This is a genomic window from Shewanella sp. AS16, assembly GCF_021412365.1.
In the GTDB taxonomy this organism is placed as follows: domain Bacteria; phylum Pseudomonadota; class Gammaproteobacteria; order Enterobacterales; family Shewanellaceae; genus Shewanella; species Shewanella salipaludis.
This window is the reverse complement of the sequence record NZ_JAKCLK010000013.1, coordinates 1-22,066: the sequence shown is the minus strand read 5'-3', so window position 1 is coordinate 22,066 and position 22,066 is coordinate 1. Positions and strand designations below refer to the sequence as shown.

General features: G+C 55.6%; 22 protein-coding genes. 12 read left to right on the top strand and 10 right to left on the bottom strand.

Annotation, left to right across the window (positions count from 1 at the left end; translation table 11 throughout):
- Window positions 1–6: 6 nt before the first annotated feature.
- Window positions 7–2,157 carry a fatty acid oxidation complex subunit alpha FadB gene (gene fadB, locus LZP73_RS17970; RefSeq protein WP_234236320.1) on the bottom strand — a complete coding sequence of 717 codons (2,151 nt, stop codon included), beginning with the start codon at window positions 2,155–2,157 and terminating at the stop codon, window positions 7–9.
- A gap of 312 nt (window positions 2,158–2,469) precedes the next feature.
- On the opposite strand from fadB, the gene pepQ reads away from it, so the two are divergent.
- From pepQ to hemG, 4 genes are all read left to right on the top strand, one after another.
- Entirely contained in the window at window positions 2,470–3,792 is a 1,323-nt protein-coding gene (gene pepQ / locus LZP73_RS17965; RefSeq protein WP_234236319.1) for a Xaa-Pro dipeptidase, read from the top strand.
- Between the two features lie 23 nt (window positions 3,793–3,815).
- Window positions 3,816–4,436 carry a YigZ family protein gene (locus LZP73_RS17960; protein ID WP_234236318.1) on the top strand — a complete coding sequence of 207 codons (621 nt, stop codon included), beginning with the start codon at window positions 3,816–3,818 and terminating at the stop codon, window positions 4,434–4,436.
- A gap of 106 nt (window positions 4,437–4,542) precedes the next feature.
- Window positions 4,543–6,000, top strand: a complete 1,458-nt coding sequence (locus tag LZP73_RS17955) for a TrkH family potassium uptake protein (RefSeq protein ID WP_234236317.1) — start codon at window positions 4,543–4,545, stop codon at window positions 5,998–6,000.
- On the top strand, window positions 6,000–6,527 hold the full coding sequence (gene hemG, locus LZP73_RS17950) for a menaquinone-dependent protoporphyrinogen IX dehydrogenase (protein WP_234236316.1): 528 nt from the start codon (window positions 6,000–6,002) through the stop codon (window positions 6,525–6,527). The genes LZP73_RS17955 and hemG overlap by 1 nt, the downstream gene beginning before the upstream one ends.
- An 11-nt stretch (window positions 6,528–6,538) precedes the next feature.
- Here hemG and LZP73_RS17945 read toward each other — a convergent pair whose 3' ends face one another.
- The 6 genes from LZP73_RS17945 to def all read right to left on the bottom strand — a co-directional run bounded on the left by LZP73_RS17945 (window position 6,539) and on the right by def (window position 12,570).
- Window positions 6,539–6,856 carry an ArsR/SmtB family transcription factor gene (locus LZP73_RS17945; RefSeq protein WP_267960242.1) on the bottom strand — a complete coding sequence of 106 codons (318 nt, stop codon included), beginning with the start codon at window positions 6,854–6,856 and terminating at the stop codon, window positions 6,539–6,541.
- 68 nt (window positions 6,857–6,924) lie between these two features.
- Complete coding sequence (locus LZP73_RS17940) at window positions 6,925–8,367, bottom strand: TrkH family potassium uptake protein (RefSeq protein ID WP_234236315.1); 1,443 nt, start codon at window positions 8,365–8,367, stop codon at window positions 6,925–6,927.
- Between the two features lie 8 nt (window positions 8,368–8,375).
- On the bottom strand, window positions 8,376–9,785 hold the full coding sequence (gene trkA, locus LZP73_RS17935; protein WP_234236314.1) for a Trk system potassium transporter TrkA: 1,410 nt from the start codon (window positions 9,783–9,785) through the stop codon (window positions 8,376–8,378).
- A 15-nt stretch (window positions 9,786–9,800) separates the two neighbouring features.
- The gene (rsmB, locus tag LZP73_RS17930; protein ID WP_234236313.1) at window positions 9,801–11,084 is read right to left on the bottom strand and encodes a 16S rRNA (cytosine(967)-C(5))-methyltransferase RsmB; all 1,284 of its coding nucleotides are present in this window, start codon (window positions 11,082–11,084) and stop codon (window positions 9,801–9,803) included.
- Window positions 11,085–11,089: 5 nt separating this feature from the next.
- Window positions 11,090–12,049: a methionyl-tRNA formyltransferase gene (gene fmt / locus LZP73_RS17925; protein WP_234236312.1), complete on the bottom strand. Its 960-nt coding sequence runs from the start codon at window positions 12,047–12,049 to the stop codon at window positions 11,090–11,092.
- Between the two features lie 8 nt (window positions 12,050–12,057).
- Entirely contained in the window at window positions 12,058–12,570 is a 513-nt protein-coding gene (gene def / locus LZP73_RS17920) for a peptide deformylase (RefSeq protein ID WP_169565497.1), read from the bottom strand.
- 125 nt (window positions 12,571–12,695) lie between these two features.
- Here def and LZP73_RS17915 point away from each other — a divergent pair, with 125 nt between their 5' ends.
- The 6 genes from LZP73_RS17915 (at window position 12,696) to hemF (ending at window position 17,682) form a co-directional block, all read left to right on the top strand.
- The gene (locus tag LZP73_RS17915) at window positions 12,696–13,802 is read left to right on the top strand and encodes a LysM peptidoglycan-binding domain-containing protein (protein WP_234236311.1); all 1,107 of its coding nucleotides are present in this window, start codon (window positions 12,696–12,698) and stop codon (window positions 13,800–13,802) included.
- Between the two features lie 83 nt (window positions 13,803–13,885).
- Window positions 13,886–14,905 carry a DNA-processing protein DprA gene (dprA, locus tag LZP73_RS17910; RefSeq protein WP_234236310.1) on the top strand — a complete coding sequence of 340 codons (1,020 nt, stop codon included), beginning with the start codon at window positions 13,886–13,888 and terminating at the stop codon, window positions 14,903–14,905.
- 2 nt (window positions 14,906–14,907) lie between these two features.
- Entirely contained in the window at window positions 14,908–15,381 is a 474-nt protein-coding gene (locus LZP73_RS17905; protein WP_169565494.1) for a DUF494 family protein, read from the top strand.
- A gap of 152 nt (window positions 15,382–15,533) precedes the next feature.
- Window positions 15,534–16,097: a DNA topoisomerase family protein gene (locus LZP73_RS17900; protein WP_234236309.1), complete on the top strand. Its 564-nt coding sequence runs from the start codon at window positions 15,534–15,536 to the stop codon at window positions 16,095–16,097.
- A gap of 93 nt (window positions 16,098–16,190) precedes the next feature.
- A complete protein-coding gene (locus LZP73_RS17895) occupies window positions 16,191–16,757 on the top strand; it encodes an L-threonylcarbamoyladenylate synthase (protein ID WP_234236308.1) in 567 nt (188 codons plus the stop codon).
- 10 nt (window positions 16,758–16,767) lie between these two features.
- On the top strand, window positions 16,768–17,682 hold the full coding sequence (gene hemF / locus LZP73_RS17890; protein WP_234236307.1) for an oxygen-dependent coproporphyrinogen oxidase: 915 nt from the start codon (window positions 16,768–16,770) through the stop codon (window positions 17,680–17,682).
- 93 nt (window positions 17,683–17,775) lie between these two features.
- Here the strand turns inward: hemF and LZP73_RS17885 are convergent, their stop codons facing one another.
- Both LZP73_RS17885 and LZP73_RS17880 read right to left on the bottom strand, forming a co-directional pair.
- Entirely contained in the window at window positions 17,776–19,389 is a 1,614-nt protein-coding gene (locus LZP73_RS17885; RefSeq protein WP_234236306.1) for a methyl-accepting chemotaxis protein, read from the bottom strand.
- Between the two features lie 94 nt (window positions 19,390–19,483).
- Window positions 19,484–19,918, bottom strand: coding sequence for a group II truncated hemoglobin (locus LZP73_RS17880; RefSeq protein WP_234236305.1), 435 nt, complete (start codon window positions 19,916–19,918; stop codon window positions 19,484–19,486).
- Between the two features lie 129 nt (window positions 19,919–20,047).
- Between LZP73_RS17880 and aroE the strand changes: the two genes are divergently transcribed.
- Both aroE and LZP73_RS17870 read left to right on the top strand, forming a co-directional pair.
- Window positions 20,048–20,872, top strand: coding sequence for a shikimate dehydrogenase (gene aroE / locus LZP73_RS17875; protein WP_234236360.1), 825 nt, complete (start codon window positions 20,048–20,050; stop codon window positions 20,870–20,872).
- Between the two features lie 30 nt (window positions 20,873–20,902).
- A complete protein-coding gene (locus tag LZP73_RS17870) occupies window positions 20,903–21,169 on the top strand; it encodes a DUF1488 domain-containing protein (protein ID WP_234236304.1) in 267 nt (88 codons plus the stop codon).
- A gap of 10 nt (window positions 21,170–21,179) precedes the next feature.
- Here LZP73_RS17870 and LZP73_RS17865 read toward each other — a convergent pair whose 3' ends face one another.
- Window positions 21,180–21,752, bottom strand: coding sequence for a gamma carbonic anhydrase family protein (locus tag LZP73_RS17865; protein ID WP_234236303.1), 573 nt, complete (start codon window positions 21,750–21,752; stop codon window positions 21,180–21,182).
- Between the last annotated feature and the right edge of the window lie 314 nt (window positions 21,753–22,066).

The following is a 22,066-nucleotide window of genomic DNA, read 5'->3' as shown; positions in this document are numbered from 1 at the left end:
CCGCAATTAGGCCTGGTAGTAACTGGCGTTGGTGGCTGCCATGTCACGCATGGTATCTGTGACCCGATACAGACCACCCAAGTGCGCATATTTGTCGGCTAAGGCGACGAAGTTGGCGATACCCAGGGTATCCAGGTAACGGAACACGCCGCCTCTGAAGGGGGGGAAGCCCAGGCCATAGACCAGGCCCATATCTGCTTCGGCCGGTGAGGCTATTATGCCTTCTTCCAGGCAGCGAACCGTCTCTATGATCATGGGGATCATGGTGCGGGCTATGATGTCATCGGCCTCGAAATGCTTGAGTTCGCCGAAGGCATTCTTCAGCAATTCATAGCTGACGGGATCCAAATCTTTCTTTGGCTTGCCACGGCGATCGACCGAGTATTGATAGAAACCTTTGGCATTCTTCTGTCCCAGGCGTTTGTTGTCGAACATCACATCTATGGCATCTACGCCGGACTTGCCCATGCGATCAGGGAAGCCTTCGGCCATGACCGCCTGCGCATGATGACCCGTATCCAGGCCGACCACATCCAACAGGTAAGCCGGGCCCATGGGCCAGCCGAATTGCTTCTCCATGACCTTGTCTATGGCGGCAAAGTCGGCGCCTTCGGCCAGCAGGCCGTTGAAGCCGGCGAAGTAAGGGAAGAGCACGCGGTTAACGAAGAAGCCCGGGCAGTCGTTGACCACGATCGGCGTCTTGCCCATCTTGCTGGCATAGGCCACCACAGAGGCGATAGTTTCTTCCGAGCTATGCTCGCCGCGGATCACTTCCACCAGCGGCATCTTATGTACCGGATTGAAGAAGTGCATGCCGCAGAAACGCTCTGGCTTCTGCATGCTCTTGGCCAACAGGTTGATGGAAATGGTCGAAGTATTCGAGGCTATGATGGCATCGGCGCCGACATACTGCTCGACTTCGGCCAGCACCTGGGCCTTGATCTTCGGGTGTTCGACCACGGCTTCGACCACCACATCTGCGTGGCTAACAGGAGCATAGTCCAATGCCGGGGTGATGTTGTTCAGCACCTTGGCCATCTTCTCCGGGGTAGAGCGGCCACGTTGTACCTGGGCAGTCAGCAGCTTGGCAGCTTCATTCAGACCCAGGTCCAGCGCCGGCTGGGCTATGTCCTTCATGACTATGGGGGTGCCCTTGCTGGCACTCTGATAGGCGATGCCGCCACCCATGATGCCTGCGCCCAGTACGGCGGCGCTGTTGACCTGTTTGGCCAGCTTGCCTGCCTTCTTGGCTTTGCCCTTGACGAATTGATCGTTGAGGAAGATGCCTATCAGTGCCTTGGCGACGTCTGTCTTGGCCAGCTTGATGAAGGCCTGGTGCTCTATTGCCAGGGCTTCGCTGCGTCCACATTTGGCCGCCTGCTCCACCACATTGACCGCCGCCATGGGCGCAGGGTAATGCTTGCCCGCTACCGCAAACACCATGCCTTTCGCCGTGGTGAACGACATCAGGGCTTCGAGCTTGGGCAATGTCAGGGGAGAGAGCTTGCGATTGCGGCGTGCCTGCCAATCCAGCTTGCCGGCGACGGCATCCTGGAGCATCTGCACTGCAGCGGCTTCGAGGTTTTCCGGGGCCACCACGGCATCCAAGGCACCAATTTTCAATGCATCCTCGGGACGTTGATCTTTGCCTGTGGTGATCCACTCCAGGGCGTTATCCGCGCCTATTATCCGTGGCAGACGTACAGTGCCGCCGAAGCCTGGGATGATCCCCAGCTTGGTTTCCGGCAGACCTATGCGGGCCGTGGTGTCGGCAACACGGAAGTCGGTCGCCAATACGGTTTCACAGCCGCCGCCGAGGGCGAAGCCCTTGATGGCTGAAATAGTCGGGAAGGGTAAGTCTTCCAGCTTGTTGAACACGACGTTTGCCTGTTCAATCCAGGAGAGCAAGACTGCATCATCCTGGGCGAACAGCCCGAGAAATTCTGTGATATCTGCACCGACGATGAAAGCATCCTTGGCCGAAGTCAGGACCAATGCCCGGATATCTTTGTGTTGCTTGATGCTATCCAGTGCGGCATCGAGCGAATCTAAGGTTTCTTTGTCGAATTTGTTTACCGAGCCGGGCGCGTTAAAGCACAACTTGGCAATATTATCCTCAAGTAACTCAACCTGGATCGTAGGACTTTGGTAGATCATTGCTTGCTTCCTTTTTGCTAAGGAGTGATACCCACCTTGTTGTTTTATAAGGTGTTAGTATGACTGTCTATCTCACAGCAGCTTAGGCCATCATTTGACCACTTGTGTTCAGTGTGCGTCGAAATCAAAAAAATTACAACACCCAATTTAAACGACCGTTTAATAACTGGCTGGCTAGGGTGAATTTTCACCTTTGTGATACACTGCACAGAGTTTAGAACAGTCCTATCGAGTTGAAAGCGCCGCCATTTAATTTATGCCAAGCGGCGTCGCCGGGCTGTTTTTCAATGAATCAACCACAGGAAATGACCAATGGATCAGTTAGCAGCACACTATCATGCCCATATTACAGAGTTGAATCGCCGGGTAGCTGAAATCTTGTCCCGTGAGGAACTCTCGGGTCTGGTGATCCATTCGGGTCAGGCCCACAGGCAATTTCTCGATGACATGAATTACCCCTTCAAGGTGAATCCGCACTTCAAGGCCTGGTTGCCCGTGCTGGACAATCCCAATTGTTGGTTGCTGGTCAATGGACATGACAAGCCGCAGCTGATCTTCTATCGCCCGGTGGACTTCTGGCATAAGGTCGCCGACGTCCCTGACGCTTTCTGGACCGAGCATGTCGAGATCAAGTTATTGACCCAGGCCGACAAGGTCGCCGAGCTGTTGCCCCAAGACATAGAGAACTGGGCCTACATAGGCGAGCACCTGGATGTGGCCCAGGTGCTCGGCTTCAAGACCCGGAATCCCGATGCCGTGATGAACTACCTGCATTACCATAGGGCCAGCAAGACGCCATATGAGCTGGAGTGCCTGCGCCGGGCCAACCAGATAGCGGTGCAGGGGCATTTGGCGGCCAAGAACGCCTTCTATAACGGAGGCAGCGAGTTTGAAATCCAACAGGTCTACCTGTCTGCCGTGGGCCAGGGTGAGAACGAAGTGCCCTATGGCAATATCATCGCCCTGAACCAGAATGCCGCCATACTGCATTACACTGCGCTCGAGCATCAGAGTCCGGCCCAGCGTTTGTCGTTTCTTATCGATGCCGGGGCGAATTATTGCGGTTATGCCTCCGACATCACCCGCACCTATGCATTCGAGAAGAATCACTTTTATGAACTGATAGTCGCCCTGAACAAGGCGCAGCTGGAACTGGTCGACATGATGCGCCCCGGGGTGCGTTACACAGATCTGCACCTGGCGACCCACGCCAAGGTGGCGCAGTTGCTGCTGGACTTCAACCTCGCCAGCGGCGATGCCCAGGGCTTGGTCGAGCAGGGCATCACCGGCGCCTTCTTCCCCCATGGCCTGGGCCATATGTTGGGACTGCAGGTGCATGACATGGGCGGCTTCGCCCATGATGAACGTGGCACTCAGGTCGCGGCGCCGGCGGAACATCCCTTCCTGCGGTGCACCCGTACCCTGGCGGTGAATCAGGTGCTGACCATGGAACCGGGTTTATACATAATAGATACCCTGCTGGCCGAGCTGAAACAGGACAGCCGCAAGGCGCAGATCAACTGGCAGACGGTAGCCGAGTTTCGGCCTTACGGCGGCATACGCATCGAAGATAATGTGATAGTGCATCAAGACAGAAACGAAAACATGACCCGGGAATTGGGTCTGAACGACTGAAATGCACCGAGCGGGAACCTGAGTTGATCGACAGCTACGAGATACCTGCCTGTGAGTTGGTGATAGAGGAGGAGATAAAACATAGCCGTTTTATCTCTTTTCTATTTCAGTGTGACTCCGAACTGGCATTGAAGTGTGCGCTCACTGACATCAAGGCGCGCTACCCTGGCGCCAGCCACTATTGTTACGCCTATATCGGCGCCGATCCCGGCAACGACAGATTGATGGGCTCGAGTGACGACGGTGAGCCGGCGGGCAGTGCCGGCCGCCCCATGCTGGCAAGTCTGCAGGGGGCAAATCTGGGAGAGGTCGCCGCCGTGGTGGTGCGTTATTACGGCGGCACCAAGTTGGGTGTGGGTGGCCTGGTCAGGGCCTATACCTCGGGCCTCAAGCAAGGCTTGAGTCGACTCGACAGGCAGTTGAAGCAAGTGCGCCACCCCGGCAGCTTGAATTGCAATTATGCCCAGTTGCGGGACATAGAACATCTGCTGACACAGTACGATGCGCTGATCGAAGCGCGGGCATTCGAGGCGCGCATCACGCTCAGGTTTCAACTGGCTAAGGGCCACAGGCAAGCCGTCAATGCCGCGCTGGCCACTCTGACCCAGGGCGAGTGTCGGGCCAATTTCGACCCCAGTGACTGATGCCGCCATAGGTTTGCGTATTAAGTGATTGAATTGAATAATTGTGCGAAAATAGCCGCCGTAATGACCGGGCATACCGCCACCATGGGATGATAGCGACTGCTTAATGCGATATAGAACCATAATAAGAATTACCGGTCTGTTGATGGGGCTGTTTTCCATCACCATGCTGCCTCCGGCCCTGGTCGCCATCTTCTACAAAGATGGTGGCGGTACTGCATTTCTCCAGGCATTCGCCGTCAGCCTGTCTCTGGGCTTGCTGCTCTGGTATCCCAATCGCCAGTATCATGCCGACTTGCGTACCCGCGAAGGCTTCCTCATAGTGGTGCTGTTCTGGACAGTGCTGGGTTCCATAGGGGCGCTGCCCTTTATCTTTTCCAATCAGCCGGATCTCAGCTGGACCGACAGTTTCTTCGAGTCATTTTCGGCCCTGACGACCACGGGAGCGACCGTGATAGTCGGCCTGGACTCCCTGCCCAAGGCCATCTTGTTTTACCGCCATCTGCTGCAATGGATGGGGGGCATGGGGATCATTGTCTTGGCCGTGGCTATCTTGCCCGTGCTGGGCATAGGTGGCATGCAGCTGTATCGGGCCGAGATCCCGGGGCCTGTGAAAGACAGCAAGATGACCCCAAGGATAGCCGAGACAGCCAAGGCGCTCTGGTACATCTATCTCTTGTTGACCCTGGCCTGCGCCGGCGCCTACTGGCTGGCGGGCATGAGCCTGTTCGATGCCATCTGCCACTCCTTTTCCACCATAGCCATAGGGGGCTTCTCGACCCATGATGCCAGCATGGGGCATTTCGACAGCCCGCTGATCAACATGATCTGCGTCTTCTTCCTGTTGATCGCCGCAGTCAATTTCAGTGTCCACTTCGCGGCCTTCTCCCGTCGGGGCATAGACTTGCGGATCTATTTCAAGGATGCCGAATTCAGGATGCTGATCATGATCCAGGTGGTGCTGATCGCCATCTGTTTCGCGACCCTGTTGCATTCGGGGATCTATGACTCGCCGGAAGAAACCCTGGATTACGCCCTGTTCCAGGCCGTTTCCGTGTCGACCACGGCGGGCTTTGGTACCGAGAGTTTCCATCTCTGGCCACTGTTTCTGCCCATGCTGCTGATATTTTCGAGTTTTGTCGGTGGTTGCGGTGGTTCCACCGCCGGGGGCATCAAGGTGATACGTGTCATACTGCTGCTGTTGCAGGGATCTCGTGAGCTCAAGCGGCTGGTGCATCCCAGGGCCATGTTCTCTATCCGTATAGGGAATAAGGCGTTGCCTGACCGTATCGTCGATGCCGTGTGGGGCTTCTTCTCCGCCTATGCCCTGGTCTTCGTTATCAGCATGTTGATCTTGATGGCCATGGGGCTGGACGACATCACGGCCTTCAGCGCCACCGCGGCGTGCTTGAATAACCTGGGACCTGGCCTGGGCGAGGTTGCCAGCAACTATGCCAGCATCAGTGACGGTGCCAAGTGGGTGCTGTTGGTGACCATGTTGTTCGGTCGTCTCGAGGTCTTTACCTTGCTGGTGCTCTTCACTCCCACTTTCTGGAAAACCTGATGACAAATACGCTGATCCTCTATTCCACGGTCGATGGCCAGACGCTGGCCATTTGCCGGCATTTGCAACAAGTGTTGGAAAAAAACGGTGCCCGGGTGACTCTGGCCTCTCTGGCGCAGACGGACAATCTGGTATTGGCCGAGTTCGATAAGATCTTGATCGGCGCCAGCATCAGGTATGGCAAGCATAGGCCCGAGCTCTATGCCTTCGTTAATCGCCATAAGACATTGCTGGACAGTAAGCCGAATGGTTTTTTCAGTGTTAACGTAGTGGCCCGTAAACCGGAGAAAAACACGCCGGAAACCAACCCTTACATACAGAAGTTCCTGCAGTTATCCCAATGGCAGCCACAGATGTTGGGGGTCTTCGCCGGCAAGATAGATTATCCAAGGTACGGTTTCTTCGACCGGCAGATGATACGTTTCATCATGTGGATGACCAAGGGGCCGACGGATATCGGCGGCACCTTCGAATTTACCGATTGGGCCAAGGTGACCGACTTCGGCGAGGCCTTCGGTCGTCAATAAGCCTGACTCGATCAGGCGCAGTAACGTCGGTAGAGAATCGAGATGATGTCGGCGACCTCGGCGTTTTTCAGCCTGTAGTAAACCGTCTGGGAACTCTTGCGGGTTGCCACCAGGTTTTCGGCCCTCAGCACTGCCAAGTGCTGGGAGAGTGCCGACTGGCTCAGGGGCACAGTCTCATTCAAGGCGGTGACACTGAGTTCATTGTCCAGCAGCCGGCACAAGATCATCAGGCGGTAGGGGTTGGCGATGGCCTTCAGCCATTTGGCCGCGCTTTCGGCATTGGTCATCATGGTTTCAACCTCTATCTCTTTCTGCACTCTGATACCCATGCCTCGATTCTATTCATGCCCAGATTCTAGTTGAATCCCCCGATCCAGACAATCTTGCTGCCACACCGTCAGTAGCGCCAGAAGTTGGGGTGGAACATCACAGCCACTGTGAGAATTTCCAGGCGCCCCAACAACATTCCCAATGCCAGCGCCCATTTGGCGGTATCGGGAAGGTTGGCGAAATTGCCCGCCGGCCCTATTTCCGGCCCCAGGCCCGGGCCCACATTGGTCACAGCCGTGATCGCCGCCGACAGGCTGGTGGTGGGTTCCAGACCCGTCAGGACCAAGATCAGCGACAGGCCGACAATCACCATGATAAACAGCAACACGAAGGTGATGATGGAGCGGATGATATCCTCGCTGATCACCCTGTTGTTGTAGCGTTCGCGGAAAATACCATTGGGATGGAACTGTTGTTTCAATTGCTCGCGCATGATGGCACCGGCAATCTGGAAGCGGAAAATCTTGATCCCACCCGACGTCGAGCCGGAGCAACTGCCGACAAACATCAAAAACAGGAAGGCGACATTGGCGACCGCCCCCCAGGCCGAGTAATCCGTCAGGCCGTACCCCGTGGTGGTCACTACCGACACCACGTTGAAGCTTGCCAGCCGCAGTGCATCCAGCGGTGCTATCTCCCGACTGCTCCATAGCCAGAGGGCCAGGCTGCAGGAGGCCAGTACCAGGAACAGCAGGAAACCCCTAACCTGGGCGTCTTTCCAGACGCTTAAGGAGCGCTGTTGTATGCTCTGGACAAACATCAGCAAGGGCAGGCCGCCGGCGGCCATGAAGATGACCCCCACCCAATGGGCCTGGTTGGAGAAGGCGGCCATGGAGCTGTCCGAAGTCGAATAGCCGCCGGTCGACAGGGTGGTCATGGCGTGGTTTATCGCTTGAAACCAATTCATTCCCGCCAGGTGGTAGGCCAGGCTGCAACAGAAGGTCAGAAAGATGTAGGTGAGAAACAGGTATTTGGCCATGCTCTGGGTGCGCGGCACCGCCTTGTCGCTCCAGTCGGAGGATTCGGTGCGAAACAGCCGCATACCACCTACGTTGAGGAAGGGCAGTACCGCCACCGCCATGACGATGAAGCCTATGCCCCCCAACCATTGCAACAAGGAGCGCCAGATGAGGATGCTGTGATCCATGGTATCCAGGCCAGAGAGCACGGTCGAACCTGTGGTGGTGATGCCGGACATGGTCTCGAAGAAGGCATCTGTATAACCCATGCCGTGATAGAGGGTGAAGGGCATGGCGGCGAACAGACTGACTATGACCCAGGTCAAACTGGTCAGCAGAAACATGTCGCGAATATTCAGGTTCAGTTTCTTGCTCTGGCCGCTATGGATGCAAAGACTCGCGACGACACCCGTGAGCAGGGCCGATAACATGAAGGAGCCTACCGTCTCTTCGCCATGGATCAGGGCAAAAAACAACGGCAACAGCATGAAGCTCGTCAGTACCGACAAGAAGAGCCCGAGGATAAACAGCAGGGGTTTGAAATTCAGCATGTCGGGACTTAAAAGAAGAAAGCACTGGGCTGGAATAGTTTCTCTACTTCACCGATGAATTTCTTGTTCACCAGGAAGAGAATGACGTGATCCCCTTGTTCTATCACAGTCTTGTCGTGGGCCATCAGCACTTCTTCATCCCTGACTATGGCGCCTATTGTGGTGCCGGGCGGCAGCTTGATGTCACCTATGGCCTTGCCCACCACCTTGGAGGTGCTGGGGTCACCATGGGCTATGGCTTCTATGGCCTCGGCGGCCCCGCGCCGCAGCGAATAGACATTGCAGATGTCGCCCTGACGTATGTGCGTCAGCAGCGCCGAAATCGTCGCTTGCTGCGGCGAAATGGCGATGTCTATGTTGGCTTCCTGCACTATGTCTACATAGGCTTCGCGTTGGATCAGCACCATCACCTTCTTGGCGCCCATGCGCTTGGCCAGCAAGGCCGACATTATGTTGGCTTCGTCATCGTTGGTCACAGCGATGAACACATCCGTCTGATCTATGTGTTCCTCGAGCAGTAATTCCTGATCCGAGGCGTCACCGCAGAAGACAGTGGTGTTTTCCAGCCTTTCCGACAGGGCTTCGGCTCTTTCCTGCCTATGCTCTATCAGCTTGACCGAGTGGTTGCGCTCCAGATTCTTCGCCAGCCCCAGGCCTATGTTGCCGCCGCCGGCGATCATCACGTTGCGATAGGTGTTATCCAGCTTCTGCATCTCGCTCATCACGGCACGGATATGGCGACTGTCGGCGACGAAGAAGACTTCGTCGTCGGCCTCTATTATGGTGGTGCCGCGGGGCATTATGGGGCGGCCCTGGCGGAAAATAGCGGCAACCCGGGTATCGATATTCGGCATATGATCCCGCAGGGCGGCCAGTGCGTTGCCGACCAGGGGACCCCCATAATAGGCACGCACCGCCACCAGGCTCAAACGACCTTCGGCGAACTCCAACACCTGCAAGGCCCCCGGATATTCGACCAGACGCTGTATGTAAGTGGTCACTAATTGTTCTGGGGCGATCAACTCATCGATCACGAAACCACCACGGGGCCGGCTCTCGCCTTGCTTGGTTTCGCTGTCGATAAACAGCTTCTCACGCATATGCAGGTATTGCTCGGAACGTATCCTGGCGATCTTGGTCGGGGTGCCGAACAGGGTATAGGCTATCTGGCAGGCGGACATGTTGCACTCATCGCTGTTGGTCACGGCGATCAACATGTCGGCATCTTCCGCTCCGGCTTCCCTGAGCACATCCGGGTGGGCGCCATGACCCACAACGACGCGAAGATCATACTTATCCTGCAGGGTGCGCAAGCGGTTCTTGTCGCTGTCGACTATGGTGATGTCGTTGTTTTCACCGACCAGGTTTTCCGCCAGTGTTCCCCCGACTTGGCCCGCACCCAATATGATAATTTTCATTGCCTTGGCTAACCCCTAAAGTGTCGCTTTATGTAGACGGGCGTAATAGAAGCCGTCCATATTCTCTTGTCCAGGTACTATCTGCCAGCCTATGTCCTCGGGCGCCTGCCGGGCTAAGGTGTCCAGCTTGGCATCGGGTGTACGTGCCAGAAATGCCTGAATTTGCTGCTTGTTTTCCTGAGGTAAGATGGAACAGGTCGCGTATAAGAGTGTGCCACCTGGCTTGAGCCACTGCCAGCAATGATCGAGAATTTGTTGCTGTAGCGCTGCAAGCTCTTCGATATCTTGGCTTTTTCTAAGCCATTTGATGTCCGGGTGACGGCGTATCACCCCTGTGGCCGAACAGGGGGCGTCCAGCAGTATGCGGTCAAACTTATCGCCTTGCCACCAGGAGTCTATATTGGCGGCATCGCCATGTATCAGCTCGGCCGTTAATGACAGACGTTGGAGATTCTGTTGCACCCGCTCCAGACGTTTGGCATCGAAATCCACCGCCACCAGTTTGATGTCCGGTGCCAGCTCCAACAGATGGCAGCTCTTGCCACCGGGTGCCGCACAGGCATCGAGGATAAGTTCATTTGCCTGGGGAGCCAACAGGGTCGCCGCCCACTGAGCCGCGCCATCCTGTACCGAGGCTGCACCCTGGTGGAAACCGGGTAATAAGGACACGTCTTTGGGGCTCGCCAGCAGTATGGCATCCGGACTTTCGCCGGCGCCTGCGTCTATGTCCGCCGCTTGCAGCCGGGCCAGATATACGTCCCGGGTTTGAGACAGACGATTGTTGCGCAGCCACATGGGCGGGCGTTCGTGACTGTGAGTGATCACCTGTTGCCAATTTTCCGGGTAGGCTTCCTTGAGGCGCTTGATGAGCCAGGCCGGGGTGTTGTATTTGAGGGTATCCGAGTCTGTGCTCAGCGGCAGCTCCTGGCGCTGAATGTTGCGCAGCACGCCGTTGACCACTTTGACCATGCCTTCGAACTTCAGCTGACGGCAGGCTTCGGCGGTTTCCGAGATGGCGGCATGGCCCGGAATGCGGGTGAAGTACAATTGATAACAACCTACGATCAGCAACTGGTGCACAATTCTCTGCTTGCCCTTGAGGGGCTTGCTCAGGCAATCGCCTATGCGTTTTTCCAGTTGTGGCAAGTGCCGCATCACCCCATAGCAAAGTTCGGCCAACAAGGCCTTGTCCTTACCGCTGGCGAGGTGCTGCTGTTGCTCAGGCAATGCCACCGACAGTGAGACACCCTTTTCCAATACCTCGAAGACGGCTCTTGCCGCCAGCGCACGTAAATTCATGTCTGTTATTCCGCCTCTGGCATGCCGATGAGAGTGCCAGGGGTGAACCAGTCGGCCCTGGAATTGAGAATGTCCGCGGCGCTGAGGGGCTTCTTGCCTGGGAGCTGCAGCATCTTCAGGCGCAGCACGCCTTGCGCGGTGGCAACATCTATGCCCTGCTTGTTGGCACAGATGATGGTGCCCGGCGCCTGGTTGCTCTGGCTTGGCTCGAATTCCGTTTGCCATACCTTGATGCTATTGCCCTGGTGTTCGAAGTAGCTCACAGGCCAGGGATTGAAGGCCCGGACTTCCTGCCATAGCTGTTGTGCCGGCTTATGCCAATCGAGGCGCGCTTCTTCCTTGCTGAGTTTCTCGGCATAGCTGGCCTGGGATTCGTCCTGCTTCTCGGCTGTGAGTTTACCCTCAGCCAAGCCTGCCAATGCCTGCAGCAGGGCTTCTGGGCCCTGTTGGGCCAATTTTTCGTACAGACTGGCTGAGGTATCCGAGTCTTCTATGGGCAACCGGGTCTTGAGCAGCATGTCACCGGTATCCAGGCCTATGTCCATCTGCATTATGGTGACGCCTGTGGCTTTATCGCCGGCCCAGAGCGCGCGTTGGATAGGCGCGGCCCCACGCCAACGCGGCAATATGGAACCATGGACATTGATACACCCGAGTCGCGGGGTATCCAGCACCACCTTGGGCAAGATGAGGCCATAGGCAACCACCACCATGATATCCGCATCCAGGGCGGCCAGTTGCTGCTGGGCTTCTTCCTTGCGCAGGGAAGGGGGTTGATAGACGGGGATCTGGTGCTCGAGTGCCAGGGTCTTAACCGGGCTGGCGCTGAGCTTCTTACCTCGGCCGGCGGGCCTGTCGGGTTGGGTGTAGACGCCAATCACTTGGTGTTCCGAATCCAGCAGGGCCTGCAAGTGTCTGGCGGCAAAATCCGGAGTGCCGGCGAAGATAATTTTTAATGGTTTCAAATCGTGTCCTATGCTTCTTTAGCTTCCTGGCGAGCGGCTTTTTCCAGTTTCTGTCTGATGCGTTGGCGCTTGAGTGGCGACAGGTAATCGACAAACAACTTGCCTTTCAGGTGATCTATTTCATGCTGGATGCAAACGGCAAAGAGTTCATCTGCCTCTACCGTGAATGGGTTACCCTCTCTGTCCAGTGCCTTGACTGTGACAAATTCGGCCCTTTCGACCTTGGCGAAGATCCCAGGTACCGACAGGCAGCCTTCCTCGTTACAGAAATCGCCACTGCTGGCGATGATCTCCGGATTGATGAAGACCTTGGGTCTGTCGACCTCATCCTGCAGATCCATGACGATGAGTTGTCGGTGAAAATCGACCTGAGTCGCCGCCAGGCCTATGCCTTTTTCCTGGTACATGGTATCGAACATGTCGTCTATCTGGGTCTGCAAAGCCGGGGTGAATTCGGTTACGGGTTGGGCTAGCGTCCGCAATCGCTCATCCGGGTAACGTAAAACTGTTAACAATGCCATACATAAACTCTTAACAGATCTGTCAAATAAAAATCAGTTGGTTATACTGACCCATGCTATAGCAGTAATTTTAATCCTTAGCGGCATTCAATAACAGCAAAAGCTCAATTTAAGGGCTAAACAACATGGACACCACCATGAAAAGGTTAATTTTCCTCGCGTTACTGACATTCAGTTCTTCATTTTTATTGGCAGACACTCTCACGCTCAAGCCTGGGCACCCAAACAGTTATGTGGTCAAGAAGGGGGATACCCTCTGGGATATTGCGGCGCATTTCCTGCAGGACCCCTGGCGCTGGCCCAAGTTATGGGGGGCCAATCCCCAGATTGCCAACCCGCATCTCATCTACCCCGGCGACCAGCTTACCCTGGAATTTGTCGATGGTGAGCCGCGCCTGGTTCGCAAACCCCATATGCGCAAGGGCCCCCAGGGACGAATCGTTTCCAAGGATGCGGCGATTCCGGCGATCGATTTGGCGTTGATCCAACCTTACCTGGTCAACAACAGGGTGGTCGATGCCGAATGGCTGGCGCAGCAACCCATGGTTCTGGGCGGCGAAAGCCCATCCAGGCACCATATTGGCGGCGATGTCATCTATATCAACGCCGAACTGCCGGTAGGGCAGGAATATGGGATTTATGCCCAGGGGCGGGAATTTTTCGACAAGGCGTCGGGCGATCCCCTGGGACAGGAGGTGATCTTGACCGCCAGCAGCCGGGTGATAGCCTCAGGGCCTGTCTCCAAGATCCAGCTCCTGAGTAACCTGAGGGAAACCAAGGCGGGTTACCGGGTATTGGCTATCGAAGATGAGGCGTTAACCTCGGCCTACTTCACCCCGCAAGCGGCAACGCTGGAGAGTCAGGCCCATGTGCTGGCCTCGGAGAAGAATATCCGTGAAATGGGCAAGCTGGATATCGCCTATCTGGATAAGGGCAGCGACGACGGAGTGTTGCCTGGGCAGGTATTTTCCATCCTGCGTGAAGGTGACGAGATAGTGTTCGACAAGGATGGCACTCCTATCTCCTCGAGTGAGCGTTCGACCTACGATAATCTGGTGGCCGGTCTTTCATTCGATAACGGCATCAAGGTTCCGGATGTGCATCAAGGAAAGCTCATGGTCTTTAAGGTCTTCGACAAGACCAGCATGGGACTTATCCTGGTCGCGGATCATACCGTCAGGGTAGATGATAAGCTGGTGACGCCTGAGTCCTTGGCGCTGAGAGGTGACTGATCCGAGATGAGCTGGTCGATTGGCTGGTTGTTTGTGCAGTATCCGGGCTAGGACCGGCCCGGATCCAACAATTATTGACCCGGATGGGGGTTGGCGAACTCAGGTTGCGGCTGGAGCATGAGCAAGCTGCCTTGCCCTTCTCCGAGACCCAGCTTGCCCGGCTTAAGCCCGACTATGCCAGAGTGGAGCAAGCGCTCGAGTGGCAACAGCAAGCGTCTAACCACAGCATCATCAGCTTCTCAGATCCCCTGTATCCGCCTCTGTTGAGGCAGATCCCAGATCCCCCTCCGATACTCTTCGTCAAAGGCCAGGCCGAAACGCTGTTGCTGCCGAGCCTGGCCGTGGTCGGCAGTCGCAATGCCTCTCCCGCCGGGTTGCAACTGAGCCGGAGGCTCGCCGCCGAACTGGTGGAGCAAGGTCTGGCGATTTGCAGTGGCATGGCGACGGGTATAGATGGCGCCGCCCATAAGGCGGCGCTGGCCCAGGGGGGCACCACTATTGCCGTTTTAGGGACGGGGATAGAGAATGTCTATCCCAAGCGCCATCAGCAACTTTATCAGGATATTCAGCAGCAAGGCTGTGTCATCAGCGAATTCTGGCCGGATACTGCACCCTTTGCCGGCAATTTTCCGAAACGTAATCGCATCATCAGCGGTCTATCTCTGGGAGTCTTGGTGGTGGAAGCCTGCCGTAAGAGTGGCTCATTGATTACCGCCAGACTGGCGTCTGAGCAGGGGCGTGAAGTGTTCGCCGTGCCTGGCTCGGTAGTGGGCGGCCATAGTCAGGGATGTCATGATTTGTTACGAAATGGAGCAAGCCTGGTAGAGACGGGCGCGGATATCATACAAGAACTGGCAAGTTTGTATCAGTTTCACCTTGAAGACGTTAGAATGCGTCACCATATAACGGAGGAGTGCAGAATGTGTGATTTGCCATTTGCATCCCTGTTGGCTAGTGTAGGTTATGAGACCACATCCCTGGATGCTGTGGTTGAGCATAGTGGAAAAACGATAGATCTGGTATTGGAGCAAATGCTTGAACTCGAGTTGCAAGGCTGGGTTGCTGCTGTCCCCGGCGGATATGTCAGACTTAAGAGGAAATAGCCATGTTTGATATTCTCATGTATCTATTTGAAAACTATGTTCATAGTGAGATTGAGCTCCTGGTTGATGAAGACGAACTCACCAAGGAACTCACGCGTGCGGGTTTTCATCAATCAGCCATCCTCAAGGCCCTGTCCTGGCTGGAGCGTTTGGCCGAATTGCAGGAAGGCGACACGCCTTATCTGTGCAATCATGCGCAGCATTCCTTCCGTATCTACACCAAAGATGAGATGGATAAACTGGATGTGGAGTCCCGTGGTTTCCTGTTGTTCTTGGAGCAGGTCAAGGTGCTCAGTGTCGAGACGCGGGAAATGGTGATCGACAGGGTCATGGAGCTGGATGAACCGGCTTTGATATTGGAAGATCTTAAGTGGGTGATCCTCATGGTATTATTCAATGCCCCAGGCAATGAATCCGCCTATGAGCAGATGGAAGATCTCATCTTTGAGCAACCCGAAGGTCGCTTGCACTCTTAGCCGCCTGCTTGATGCATCCCATGCTGCGTTATTATGGAAGGAGGTCGATGGGCCTCCTTTTTTGATCTTATTTTCCAAGCTGTGAGCATAGGCATTTCCCTGCCGGGTCTGAGCTTGGTAAAATATCGCCACCTATTGTCGCCGAGAACCCCATGTCCAAGATAGATCAACAGCTGTTCAACGCCCACGAGCATGCGCTGGAAAAAGAGTACGAACTCTGTCCCGAGTGCGGCAGTGAACTGTCTGTGAAACACAGTAAACATGGGAGTTTCCTCGGTTGCAACAACTACCCGGCCTGTGGCTATAGCCGGCCATTGGTGCAGCACGAGTCTATCGAGAGTCAGTTGATAGCCGGCTCCGAGTGCCCAGAATGCGGCCATGAATTGGCGGTAAAGTCGGGCCGCTTCGGCATTTTCATCGGCTGCTCCCAGTATCCTGCCTGCACTCATATAGAAAAACCGGATCAGCCCAGCGACATCTCGATCATTGGCTGTCCCTCGTGCAAGCAAGGACACCTGGAGCATAGGACCAGCCGTTTCGGCAAGAGTTTCTATGCTTGTAATGCCTATCCCAAGTGCAAGTTCTTGGTGAACTATCCGCCCAGAGCCGAGTCCTGCCCGGATTGCGGCTTCGGTATTCTGGTTGAGCGCAAGGGGGCCGCCGGCGCCCGCCTTGAATGCCCGCAAAAAACCTGTAAGTACAAGCGGCCACTATGAAGCTGACATCCTGGCCGGACTTGTTCGTATCATTTTTCGCTTTCATCATAGCAACATGAGTGTATTCAGACTCATGTCAGTAAGGTATTAGAAATGTTGCAGTTGCTTCCGACTGAAACCTCAGCCGTGCTCCAGCAGGGAGGGGTGATAGCCTACCCCACCGAGGCCGTTTACGGCCTGGGGTGTGATCCCGATAACCTGGAGGCGGTGCAGCAGTTACTCACGCTGAAACAGCGGCCCTGGCAGAAGGGCTTGATCTTGGTGGCCAGCGACTACCGTCAGCTGCAGCCTTATATAGATGAGTCCAGGTTGACTCGGGCCCAGCTCGCCTTCGCCTTCAGCAAGTGGCCGGGTCCTTTCACCTTGGTGATGCCGGCGCAGCCGCAAGTGTCTCAGTTGCTGCGGGGCTCGTTCGATTCTATCGCCGTCAGGGTATCTGCCCATGCAGGCATACGTGCCATCTGTGACACCACAGGCAGGGCCCTGGTGTCGACCAGTGCCAATCTCGCCGGGGAGCCTCCGGCGCTCAGTGCCGAGACGATCCTGACGAATTTTAACCAACACATTGCTGCGCTTGTGCTCGGTGAACTTGGCGAAGAGCGTCAACCATCGACCATAATAGATGCCCGCAGCGGCCAGATTTTACGAAACGGACAATAAGGAACACAACATGTTGCCAGATGCATCGGTGGTTAAGGCCTTTTTACTCGAGCTGCAGAGCCAAATCTGTGATGGGCTCGAAGTGTTGGACGCCGAGGCCAAGTTTGTTGCCGACAGCTGGACCCGGGCCGAGGGCGGTGGCGGAACCAGCAAGGTATTGACCGGCGGGGCTGTGTTCGAACAGGCCGGGGTTAACTTCTCCCATGTGACAGGTGCCGCCATGCCGGCATCCGCCACGGCCCACAGGCCCGAACTGGCCGGCCGCAGCTTCGAGGCTATGGGGGTATCCCTGGTGATACACCCGAAAAACCCTTATGTGCCTACCACACATGCCAATGTGCGTTTCTTTATCGCCCACAAAGAGGGTGCCGATCCCGTCTGGTGGTTCGGTGGCGGTTTCGACCTGACGCCTTACTATCCGTTCGAGGAGGATGTGCTGCATTGGCACCGGACCGCCAAAGACATTTGTGATCCCTTCGGCGAAGCGGTCTACCCCAAGTATAAGAAGTGGTGTGATGAATACTTCTTCCTGCCCCATCGCAACGAGACCCGCGGCGTCGGCGGCCTCTTCTTCGATGATTTGAATCAAGGTGGGTTCGATGCCTGCTTCGACTTCACCCGGGCGGTGGGCAATGGCTTCCTCAGCGCCTATGCCCCTATAGTCAAGCGCCGGCAGGACACTGCTTATGGCGAACGTGAACGTGAGTTCCAGCTCTATCGCCGTGGCCGCTATGTCGAATTCAATCTTGTGTATGACAGAGGCACACTATTCGGGCTGCAAACCGGTGGACGCACCGAGTCTATCCTCATGTCCATGCCTCCCCTGGTGCGTTGGCAATACGCCTACAGCCCGGAAGCCGGCAGTCCCGAGGCCGAGCTGTACGACAAGTACCTGCAACCCAGAGACTGGCTGGCTGTCGGTTAACCCGGTTAGGACTATAACTGAGCACTAATTGGCTATGGCGGGGATGCCATGGCCAAGTCCATGGCATTTTTGCCTGCAGTCTCGTCGAATGTGCTAACCCTGATTGAGTTTAAAGCTGCGTACCTGTTCATCCAGCTCCCTTGCCAGGCTGAGCAGCTGTTCACTGACCTGTTTGCTGCCATGGGCATCCTGCAGCGATTGTTCGGCATTGTCCCTTATGCTGGTGACACTCTGGTTGATCTCCTCCGCCGCTAAATTTTGCTGCTCGGTCGCATCGGCAATCTGCACATTCAGCTGGTTTATTTCATGCATTTGTCCGGATATTTCTTTCAAGGCCAAGGCCACATCCTGAACCTGGCGCGCGCGTTCGTCGGCCTCGGCACAGGAATCATTCATCGCTGTGACCGTTTGTTGTGCCTCGGTTTGCAGCTTCTCTATGGTGCGCTTGATTTCGTCGGTCGAGTCGTGGGTGCGGGTTGCCAGTATGCGCACCTCGTCCGCGACCACGGCAAATCCGCGCCCGGCTTCACCGGCGCGCGCCGCTTCTATTGCGGCATTCAATGCCAAGAGGTTAGTCTGCTCGGCAATGGCACTGATGACCTCCAATACCTTGCCGACTTCCAGCGTCTGCGCCTGCAGCTGGCTGACCTGAGTGGTCGCCGCCCTGACATCATTTGCCAGTCGGTTGATGCTCTGCTCCGTCTGTTGGGCAATGGCCATACTCTTTTCAGCGACCAGATTGCTGGCATCGGATTTAGCCGAGGCATAATGGGTGGTATTTTTCACTTCCGCCGATGAAGACTCCAGCTCATTGATCGCGGCGGCTACCGAATCTGTGCCGAGTTTCTGCTGCATTATCGCCTGCTCCGTGGCTTCGGCCGAGCTGTAGATGGTTTCGGCCGAGTGGATGAGCACCTTGGATGACCTGGATACCTGGGTAATATTGTCTTTGAATGCCGCCATCATCTTGTTGAAGTTATCGGCGAGCAGCCCCAGTTCATCCTGGCTCTTATCCGTGATGGTCAGGCTCAAGTCTTTATTCTGGGTCGCCTGGCGCATGGTCCGGCCCAATTGTTTCAGGCGCTTGATGAACAATTTGCGAAATACCATGCCAAGAAAGACGAAGGCGACGATGAAGATGGCGCTCAGCAATGCCGTGCTGAACCAAGTATTGCGGGTGACGGTAGCGTCTATCTGGGCCAGAGAGTAGCTGATCTTCACCGCCCCCAGCACTTCCCCTTCCTTGGCCTGATGGCAGCCCAGACAGTTGGTGCCCTTGTAGTTTTCGCGGGCGGTCATGGGTTTCAGATAGGTCAAAACACGCTTATCGCCGCGTTGCTCTATGAACAAGGACTCTTTTCCCTGTAGCGCCGCCAGTTCTGCCGCCCCCTTGGCCTGCTCATTGGGGTTACCCGGACCATAGACTTGCTGGACTCTTTGGCCACGTATGATGTGAGCGTCTTCTATATTGGCTTGGCTGCGGATCTTGTCACTGAAGATGTTGCGATTCGCCATGGTGCCAGTGAGCATCATGGTGTTGATGGAATCGAAATAGTTATCCGCCAGCAGGCGGATATTGTTCTCGACTGTCTCCTGGGCCAGGCTTTGTTGCTGATTCGAGCCGGTAATCAGGCTGGCAGCCAAGACCAGGATGCCGGTCACCGCCAGCAGCGCATATATTTTATGTTGAATCGAGTGCAGACGCATAATATCCCAGCCCTAAATGTGAAGGGCATATTATGCGGCCAGCCGCCGGAGAGGGGCTTTGATTTGGCGCAATAAAAGGCCAGATTTCGCCAGGCTAGCGGTTGCGCATATGATCTGCCAGTGTGCTGATGGCCTGGTAGATGACATCTCTATGTTGGGCGTCCGCAATCGTTTCCTCTATGGCGTGTTTCATGCAGAGCAGCCATTGATCCCGCATGGCTTCATCTATGGCGAATGACATGTGTCTCGCCCTCAATGCCGGGTGACCATACTTCTGTTGATAGAGCTGCGGCCCACCCAACCAACCACTGAGAAATTCGAACAGTTTCTGCTCCGACTGGGCCAACGGTGCCCTGTGAATCGCCAGGAGTTCGGCACTGGCGCTCTGGCGTTGCATTTGCAGGTAAAATTGCTGGGCCAGGGCGCGGATCACTGGCTCACCGCCGATCAGCTCATAGGCATTGGATTGCTTGGGATCTCTGTCATCTTTAGATGTCTGACGCTTGAAAAGTTTGCTGAACCAGTTCATTTCATATCCAGTGTGGCGGGGTTGGCGCCATTATAGCCCCAAGCAGGGTGAAAATAACTCGCAGATAAAGAATTGCAATGGGACCCGGGCGCAGTAGACTGAATGCCTCACACTGACGATAGGCTCAAGATGACAGACAGATATGCGGTTTTCGGCAACCCCATAGGGCATAGCAAGTCGCCCTTCATTCACCGACTCTTTGCCCGCAATACGGCGCAGGCGCTGACCTATGAGGCCATACTGGCCCCGGTTGACGGTTTCGAGCCGGCATTGCAGCGTTTCTTCGCCGAGGGCGGCAAGGGCGCCAATGTGACTGTGCCCTTCAAGGAGCAGGCATTCGCCCTGTGTGACAGCATGAGCGAGGAAGCCAGATTGGCGGGGGCCGTCAATACCCTGATATGCCAGGCCGACGGCAGCATACGTGGCGAGAATACCGATGGTTTGGGGCTGGTGGCCGATCTCGAGGCTAACCTTGGCAGCCTCACGGGCAAGACAGTGCTGTTGCTGGGGGCCGGTGGCGCGGCCAGAGGCTGTATCCTGCCGCTGCTCAATGCCGGTATTGGCGAACTTTGCATCACCAACCGCACCCAATCCAAGGCAGACATGCTCGCCGGGCAATTCGCCGGTCATGGTAAGGTGACGGCGATAGCCATGCCGGAGCTCAACCAAGCCTACGACATCATAATTAATTCAACGTCCGCGAGTTTATCCAACGAGCTGCCGCTTGTGCCTGCCAGGGTGATTGGCAGTCATAGCGTCTGCTACGACATGATGTATGGCAAAGAGGCCACGGCTTTCAATCTCTGGGCCAAGGCCCAGGGGGCGGCGCAGGTGATGGATGGCTTGGGCATGTTGGTAGGGCAGGCGGCCAAGAGTTTCGCCCTATGGCGTGGGGTCGAGCCTGAAACGGCAACTGTGCAACAGGCGCTCAGGGCCTCGTTAGCCTCAAGCTAATACTGGACTAATAGAAAAACAGGGCAGCCAATGAATCAAAGTATCCTTTTCCCCGATCTGCAGCAGTGGGACAGTGAACGGCAGAGAGTGCACTTCCCGGTGCAGGTTCAGGGGGCCACACTCGATTGTTATATAGGTATTCAAGCCTTGGCCAAGTTGGCCGAATGTGAATGCTTGTCAGACTCACAGGTGCTGCAGGTGTTCGAGGAGCATCGCTTCGACATCGAAGACTGGGTGGAAACGCTCATCGAACGGGAAGCCTTCGATGAGCATGGCGCCATACAGTTACAGCCTTAGGCTTGACTAGCTAAACAGCGGGGGAGGAGATTCCCTGCTGCGCCTGTCTGTCCGCCAGGTATTCATTCTTCAATACCACATAGTTGTCGGCCGACTGTGGCAGGAAAGCCAGTTCGGCTTGGGTCAAAGGCCTGGCTTGCTTGGCTGGGCTGCCGACATACAAATAACCGCTCTGCAATACCTTGCCTGGCGGCACCAGAGAACCGGCACCCAAGATCACATCGTCTTCGATCACTGCACCATCGAGAATGATGGCACCCATGCCGACCAACACCCTGTTGCCCACCTGGCAGCCATGCAGCATCGCCTTATGGCCTATAGTGACATCGTCGCCTATGAGCAGTGGATGCCCGTCTGGCTTGGCTGGCGATTTGCGGGTGACGTGCAGAATGGTGCCATCCTGCACATTGCTGCGTTTGCCTATGCGTATATGGTTTACATCACCGCGAGCCGCGACCAAGGGCCAGACACTGGCATCAGTATCTAAGGCGATGTCACCAACCAAGATTGCAGCTTCGTCTACATAGACAGCTTCTGCCAATTGTGGACTGATGCCCTGGTAAGTACGTAAAGAAGTTGACATGAAAGGTCCTGAATTAGGGGTTTTCAGCATTATAAAGCTTAAAAAGTGGCTGGTCAGGTCAAATTTCAGACGAACGACAATAAAACTGCAATTATCTCAGAATAAGGGGTTGCGCACTTTCTCAATCTCCCTATAATGCGCATCCACTGACACGGCAGACAGCGAAACGCGAGGCGTTAAGCGAATGGCGGTGACAGTTCATCGACTGATGTATATCAAGTAGATGGGCGGAAAAGAAGTTGAAAAAACTCCTTGACGCCAACCGGGAAATGCGTAAAATGCACGACCCTGAGCTGATGAAGCATCAGCCCCGA

What these genes read in the sequence shown, in the direction of transcription:
- def (WP_169565497.1), bottom strand. Translation starts at nt 12,570, where the DNA reads ATGGCATTGTTAACAGTTTTACGTTACCCGGATGAGCGATTGCGGACG.
- LZP73_RS17940 (WP_234236315.1), bottom strand. Translation starts at nt 8,367, where the DNA reads ATGCTGAATTTCAAACCCCTGCTGTTTATCCTCGGGCTCTTCTTGTCG.
- hemG (WP_234236316.1), top strand. Translation starts at nt 6,000, where the DNA reads ATGACAAATACGCTGATCCTCTATTCCACGGTCGATGGCCAGACGCTG.
- LZP73_RS17895 (WP_234236308.1), top strand. Translation starts at nt 16,191, where the DNA reads ATGTTGCAGTTGCTTCCGACTGAAACCTCAGCCGTGCTCCAGCAGGGA.
- hemF (WP_234236307.1), top strand. Translation starts at nt 16,768, where the DNA reads ATGTTGCCAGATGCATCGGTGGTTAAGGCCTTTTTACTCGAGCTGCAG.
- LZP73_RS17945 (WP_267960242.1), bottom strand. Translation starts at nt 6,856, where the DNA reads ATGGGTATCAGAGTGCAGAAAGAGATAGAGGTTGAAACCATGATGACC.
- LZP73_RS17885 (WP_234236306.1), bottom strand. Translation starts at nt 19,389, where the DNA reads ATGCGTCTGCACTCGATTCAACATAAAATATATGCGCTGCTGGCGGTG.
- fadB (WP_234236320.1), bottom strand. Translation starts at nt 2,157, where the DNA reads ATGATCTACCAAAGTCCTACGATCCAGGTTGAGTTACTTGAGGATAAT.
- pepQ (WP_234236319.1), top strand. Translation starts at nt 2,470, where the DNA reads ATGGATCAGTTAGCAGCACACTATCATGCCCATATTACAGAGTTGAAT.
- LZP73_RS17880 (WP_234236305.1), bottom strand. Translation starts at nt 19,918, where the DNA reads ATGAACTGGTTCAGCAAACTTTTCAAGCGTCAGACATCTAAAGATGAC.
- LZP73_RS17870 (WP_234236304.1), top strand. Translation starts at nt 20,903, where the DNA reads ATGAATCAAAGTATCCTTTTCCCCGATCTGCAGCAGTGGGACAGTGAA.
- dprA (WP_234236310.1), top strand. Translation starts at nt 13,886, where the DNA reads ATGGGGGTTGGCGAACTCAGGTTGCGGCTGGAGCATGAGCAAGCTGCC.
- LZP73_RS17955 (WP_234236317.1), top strand. Translation starts at nt 4,543, where the DNA reads ATGCGATATAGAACCATAATAAGAATTACCGGTCTGTTGATGGGGCTG.
- LZP73_RS17865 (WP_234236303.1), bottom strand. Translation starts at nt 21,752, where the DNA reads ATGTCAACTTCTTTACGTACTTACCAGGGCATCAGTCCACAATTGGCA.
- LZP73_RS17915 (WP_234236311.1), top strand. Translation starts at nt 12,696, where the DNA reads ATGGACACCACCATGAAAAGGTTAATTTTCCTCGCGTTACTGACATTC.
- LZP73_RS17900 (WP_234236309.1), top strand. Translation starts at nt 15,534, where the DNA reads ATGTCCAAGATAGATCAACAGCTGTTCAACGCCCACGAGCATGCGCTG.
- trkA (WP_234236314.1), bottom strand. Translation starts at nt 9,785, where the DNA reads ATGAAAATTATCATATTGGGTGCGGGCCAAGTCGGGGGAACACTGGCG.
- aroE (WP_234236360.1), top strand. Translation starts at nt 20,048, where the DNA reads ATGACAGACAGATATGCGGTTTTCGGCAACCCCATAGGGCATAGCAAG.
- rsmB (WP_234236313.1), bottom strand. Translation starts at nt 11,084, where the DNA reads ATGAATTTACGTGCGCTGGCGGCAAGAGCCGTCTTCGAGGTATTGGAA.
- LZP73_RS17905 (WP_169565494.1), top strand. Translation starts at nt 14,908, where the DNA reads ATGTTTGATATTCTCATGTATCTATTTGAAAACTATGTTCATAGTGAG.